This window comes from Azospirillum formosense, from assembly GCF_013340925.1.
Taxonomy (GTDB): domain Bacteria; phylum Pseudomonadota; class Alphaproteobacteria; order Azospirillales; family Azospirillaceae; genus Azospirillum; species Azospirillum formosense.
This window is the reverse complement of sequence record NZ_WHOR01000326.1, coordinates 1-5,741: the sequence shown is the minus strand read 5'-3', so window position 1 is coordinate 5,741 and position 5,741 is coordinate 1. Positions and strand designations below refer to the sequence as shown.

Sequence of the window (5,741 nt, the reverse complement as noted above, 5' to 3'; positions counted from 1 at the left end):
CCCGTTGGCCGACCGGCTGACGTCGGCGATGGGCGAGGAGGGGCGGTCCGTCAAGCCGGCGCTGGCGGCCCCGGCGGCGCTCGACAACCTGTTCGTCGTCTATTCGCACCGGCCCGGCACGCCGCCCGCAACGACGGCCGGCAAGGGAGCGGATGTTTTTTCCGCCGCCCTGGCGCAGGAGATGGTCAAGCCGGGCGTGCCGCTGCGCGACGCGCTGGCCGAGGTCGCCCGCACCGTCGTTGAACGCACGCGGGGGACGCAGCACCCCTGGCTCCAGGACCGGCTGGGCGCCGACCTCGTGCTGGTGCCCGGCCCGCGCGCGCCGGTCGTTGCCCGGACGGAGGAGGCGCCGCCCGCCGTGGCGGCGACCCCCGAGGCGAAGCCGGCCGAGCCCAAACCAATCGAATCCAAGCCAATCGAACCCAAGCCAATCGAACCCAAACCGCTGCCGCAGAAGGCGGAGGAAAAGCCCGCCGCCCCGGCGGTCGCCGAGGTCGAGGTGGACCCGCTGAACGAGAAGCGGGTGGTGACGCGCGACACCAACCTGCGCGCCGGTCCCGACACCAAGGCGGCGGTCGTCGGCACGCTGCGCCACGACAGCGAGGTTGCGGTCACCGGGCGGACCCGGCGCAACGGCGGCTGGCTGCGCGTCGAGCAGGACGGCAAGACCGGCTTCGCCTTCGCCGGCAACCTCGCCAAGCCGGAGGAGGTGCCGGTCGCCTCCGCCCAGCAGCCTTCCCAGGCCCAGCAACCACCGCAGTCCCAGCCGGCGGCCCTGACGCCCGGCGTCTACACGGTGGCGCGCGACGCCAACCTGTTCGCCCGCCCGGTGCTGGGCGCCCGCAGCCTGCGCGATCTGGAGCAGGGGCAGCGCGTGACGCTGCTCCAGGCCGCTCCCGACTCCGGCTGGGTGCTGGTGCGGGATTCGTCGGGGCAGGAGGGCTACGTCACCACCGGAACGCTGGCGGGCCGGTCGGGCGAGGCGGTGTCCATGGGGGGAGCGGCGCCCAGCGCCTATCCGCCGCCCACGGTGGTTCGCAACGACGTCGACCCGGTGGCCGGCGCGCTGTCCGGCACGACCGGCCCGACGCGGCTGGCCGCCCTTCCCGACAGTGGCGGGGAAAGCGCCGCGGGGCGCTCCACCTCCGGCGCGGACCCGGTGATTGCCGGGCTGGCCGAACCCTACCGCGACGCCGTGCAGGCGGGCCGCAACGCCGCCGCCCGCGCCGCCCGTTCCGCCACCGCCGGGCGCGGGGCGGAGGCGAAGGCGCGCGAGGCCCAGGCCGCCGCCCGCCGCGCCGCCGGTCAGGCCCGCGGCGGGGAGTCGGGCTACGGGGTGCACCGCTTCCCCAACGGCGACGTCTATGAGGGGGCATGGAACCGCGGGTTGGGCAACTTCTCCCTCCAGGGCACGATCAGCCGCAACGGCGTCGGCGTCTACCGCTTCGCCAACGGGCAGGTCTATGAGGGGGAGTGGAAGGACGACCAGATGTCCGGCTACGGTGTTCTCGGTTTCCCGTCCGGCGACCGCTTCGAGGGGACCTTTGTGAACGCCGTGCCGAACGGGCCGGGCGTCTACCGCTTCGCCAACGGCGATTCCTATGCGGGCGAGGTCCGCCAGGGCCGCGTGGACGGCCATGGCGAACTGGCCTTCACCAACGGCGAGCGGTTCAACGGCGTGGTGGTGGACCGCCTTCCGGCGGGGCCGGGCGAACTGTCGATGCGCGGCGGCACCCGCCATGTCGGGCAGTTCCGCGGCGGCATCCAGGACGGCCCGGGCGCGGCCATCGACTCCACCGGCGCGATGCAGCCCGGCATCTGGCGCGGCGCGACGCTCTTGAGTCGGTAACGCCGCTTCGTCTTTCCGTTTCGGCTGATATGCTCCACATTGGAACGCATTGCGGCTCGCCCTCCAGCCGCGTCATGCGAGGAACGGCCTGGATGGACACGCTGACCGACCCGAAAATGACCGCTTCCACAGCCAAGCCGGCCAAACCCGCGAAGGTCACCCGCGACCCGGAGGGCACCCGCGCGCGCATCCTCGCCGCCGCGACGGAGGAGTTCGCGCGATACGGGCTGGGCGGCGCCCGCGTCGAGCGGATCGCCGAGGTCGCCGGCACCAACAAGCGCATGCTCTACTACCATGTCGGCAACAAGGAGAGCCTGTACCTGGCGGTGCTGGAAGGCGCCTACGCGCACATCCGCGCCACCGAACGCACGCTGAGCCTGGAGACGCTGGACCCGCCCGCCGCCATCGCCCGGCTGATCCACTTCACCTGGCAATATTTCCTCGACCATCCCGAGTTCATGGCGCTGCTGAACATCGAGAACCTGCACCGCGCGGAGTTGCTGAAGACCTCCGACAAGGTGCACGCCATGCACTCGCCCTTCGTGCAAATGATCGCCGACGTGCTGGCGCGCGGCGTCGCCACCGGAATCTTCCGGACGGGGGTGGACCCGGTGCAGCTCTACATCTCCATCGCCGGGCAGTCCTACTTCTACCTGTCCAACGTCCACACCCTGTCCGTCATCTTCGGCCGCGACCTGCTGGCCGAGGAGGCCAAGGCGGAGCGGCTGGACCATATGGTGGAGCTGATCCTGTCATCTCTGCGGGCCTGAGCCGCCGGTGGTTTCATCATGAATAATCCGCATACCTGACCATCCGTCCTACCTCTTTGGCAGGGTTGACCGCTTTGCCGCGCCGGGCTTACTTTTAACCAGCCGGTTAAAAGAGCGCCTCACGTCGGCGCCGCAACGACCGGGGGAGGAGGAGCGATGGCTGTCGATGCGGCGGCTCACGGGAATGCGTCCCGTGGCGGTCCCGCTTCGGGAACGGCGGCGCGACGGGGCGGGGCGGGTGCCACGCTGTTGCGTCTGCTCAATTCCGGCTGGTTCCGGCCGGTGCTGTTCCTGGTGGTCCTGACCGTCCTGTGGGACCTGTCGGTGCGGATCTTCGCGATCCCGCCCTATCTGATACCGAAACCCGGCGACGTGGCCTTGGCCCTCGCCGCGGACTGGGACCAGCTCCTGGCGGCGTCGGTGCCGACCACGCTGGCGACCTTGGGCGGCTTCGCCCTGTCGGTGCTGTTCGGCATTCCCATCGCCATGCTGATCGCCGGGTCGAAGACGGTGGAATCCTACGTCTACCCGCTGCTGGTCTTCTCGCAGTCGATCCCGAAGGTCGCCATCGCACCGCTGTTCGTGGTGTGGTTCGGCTTCGGGCTGCTGCCCAAGGTGATTTCCGCCTTCCTGCTGGCTTTCTTCCCCATCGTCGTGTCGGCGGTGCAGGGCTTCAAGTCGGTGGACGGCGACATGATGGACCTCGCCAAGTCCATGAAGGCGACGCGCCTTCAGACCTTCCGCATGGTCAGCCTGCCGCACGCCCTGCCGGCCATCTTCGCCGGCCTGAAGGTGTCGATCACGCTGGCCGTGGTGGGCGCCGTGGTGGGCGAGTTCGTGGGAGCGAATTCCGGCATCGGCTTCGTCCTGCAACGCTCCATCGGGAATTTCGAACTTCCCCTGATGTTCGCGGCCCTGGTGGTGCTGGCGCTGATCGGGGTGGTGCTTTTCTGGGTCATCGACGTGATCGAGCGGCTCGCCATCCCCTGGCACGCGAGCCAACGCCACAACTACATCCCGACGTCGTAACGCCGACAAGAAAACCAACAGCGACGCCGGACACCTTTCGGCCGGACATTCTTTGGGAGGAGACGAGATGAAACGGACGCTCTTCGCGGCGCTCTGCGCCTTCACGGCCACGACGCTTCCGGCCCAGGCCGCGGACAAGGTCGTGCTGATGCTGAACTGGTATGTGTATGGTGAGCACGCCCCCTTCTACTACGGCAAGGACAAGGGCCTGTACGAGGCCGAGGGCATCGACCTGGAGATCCAGGAGGGCCGCGGGTCGGCGGTGACGACCCAGGCGGTGGCCGCGAAGACCGTCGATTTCGGCTACGTCGACGTGCCGACCATGATGAAGGCGGCGGTGAAGGGCGCCCCGGTGACCTCGCCCGGCGTGCTGCTCCAGACCAGCCCGATGTCGGCCATGGGCTTCACCGACAAGAACATCCGCAAGCCGGAGGACATCAAGGGCAAGACCGTCGCCATGACGCCGGGCGACAGCATGTCCCAGATCTGGCCGCTGTTCCTGAAGAAGACCGGCCTGAAGGACAGCGACTTCCGCGTCGTGTCGGGCGATGCCCAGACCAAGCTGAACGCGGTCATCAACGGGCAGGCGGACCTGCTGCTGGGCTACGTCATGGACCAGAGCATGAAGATCAAGGACGCCACCGGCAAGTCGGTGACGCCGATCCGCTTCGCCGACTACGGCGTCAACATGGTCTCCTCCGGCATCATCGCCCACACCGACACGCTGAAGGACAAGCCCGACCTCGTGAAGCGCTTCATGGCCGCGACGACCAAGGCGGTCGAGGGGGCGGAGAAGAACCCGAAGGAGGCCGTGGCCGCCATACTCAAGGCCAACCCGAAGGGCGGCCAGGAAGCCACCCTGCTGGAGGGCTTCGAGCTGACCACGCCGCTCTACCGCACGGCGGAGACCAAGGGGCAGCGGCCCTTCCGCGTCACCGACGCCAACATGGCCGAGACCGTGGACCTGCTGGTCGAGTACGGCGGTCTGGACGCCGCGGCGAAGAAGAACCCGAAGGCCTTCTACACCCGCGACTTCCTCCCCGATCCCGCCGCGGCGGGCCAGTGAGGCCGGACGGACAGGAGAGCAGGGACATGGCTCAGCCCCAGTTGAAAGTCGTCGGATCGGCCGAAACGGCCCGCCTGTCGCAGAAGACCCTGATCCAGATCGACGGCGTGACCAAGACCTACCGCAGCCGCGACGGGGAGGTGCCGTCCCTGCGCCCAATCACCTTCGACGTGCGGGACGGCGAGTTCCTGGTGGTGGTCGGCCCGTCCGGCTGCGGCAAGTCCACGCTGCTGAAGCTGGTCGCCGGCCTGCTGCCGGTCAGCGAGGGCGCCATCACCATCGAAGGCACCACGGTGACCGAGCCGCACGACGACGTGGGCATCGTGTTCCAGAGCCCGGTGCTGCTCGCCTGGCGGACGGTGCTGCGCAACATCATGATGCCGGTCGAGGTCCGCGGCCTGCCGCGCGACAAGTACCTGGAGCGCGCCCGCGCGCTGATCCGCATGACCGGGCTGGAGGGGTTCGAGAACAAGTACCCCTGGCAGCTCTCCGGCGGCATGCAGCAGCGCGCCTCGCTGTGCCGGGCGCTGGTCCACGACCCGAAAATCCTGCTGATGGACGAGCCGTTCGGCGCGCTCGACGCCATGACGCGGGAGAAGATGAACGTCGAGCTGCAACGCATCCAGCACGAGACGGGCAAGACGGTGCTGCTGATCACCCACTCGATCCCCGAGGCGGTGTTCCTGGCCGACCGGGTGATGGTGATGTCGGAGCGTCCCGGCGCCATCGCCGCGACCTACGAGGTGCCGCTGCCACGCCCGCGCTCGCTGGATGTCATGGGCCACCCGGTCTTCATCGAGCTGACCCAGCGCATCCGGGCGCATTTCAACGCCCAAGGGCATCTGGACTGAGGGGGGCGTGTGGTGATGGACGAGTCTTGCCCCCTTCCTGACCCTCCCCCGCTCTCGGCGGACCAAAGGTCCGCCTGCCGCGTCAGCGCAAACCATAGGTTTGCGCGAGAGCTCCGCAGGGGAGGGGAATCACCTCCCTCCCCTGCGTCAGCGGGGGAGGGAAGGGGCCCACGGCA

5 protein-coding genes are annotated in these 5,741 nt (G+C 69.1%); all 5 read left to right on the top strand.

Annotation, left to right across the window (positions count from 1 at the left end; genetic code table 11):
- Window positions 1–1,849: SH3 domain-containing protein (locus GBZ26_RS26290; RefSeq protein WP_174441364.1), on the top strand; the 1,849-nt coding region annotated here is incomplete at its 5' end.
- Window positions 1,850–1,941: 92 nt separating this feature from the next.
- Window positions 1,942–2,619 (top strand): TetR/AcrR family transcriptional regulator, encoded by a 678-nt coding sequence (locus GBZ26_RS26285; RefSeq protein ID WP_174441363.1) that lies wholly within the window; start codon window positions 1,942–1,944, stop codon window positions 2,617–2,619.
- Between the two features lie 249 nt (window positions 2,620–2,868).
- The gene (locus tag GBZ26_RS26280) at window positions 2,869–3,648 is read left to right on the top strand and encodes an ABC transporter permease (protein ID WP_104675349.1); all 780 of its coding nucleotides are present in this window, start codon (window positions 2,869–2,871) and stop codon (window positions 3,646–3,648) included.
- A gap of 67 nt (window positions 3,649–3,715) precedes the next feature.
- Window positions 3,716–4,714, top strand: a complete 999-nt coding sequence (locus tag GBZ26_RS26275; protein WP_174441362.1) for an ABC transporter substrate-binding protein — start codon at window positions 3,716–3,718, stop codon at window positions 4,712–4,714.
- A gap of 26 nt (window positions 4,715–4,740) precedes the next feature.
- Entirely contained in the window at window positions 4,741–5,565 is an 825-nt protein-coding gene (locus GBZ26_RS26270; RefSeq protein ID WP_035675144.1) for an ABC transporter ATP-binding protein, read from the top strand.
- The last annotated feature ends 176 nt before the right edge of the window (window positions 5,566–5,741 follow it).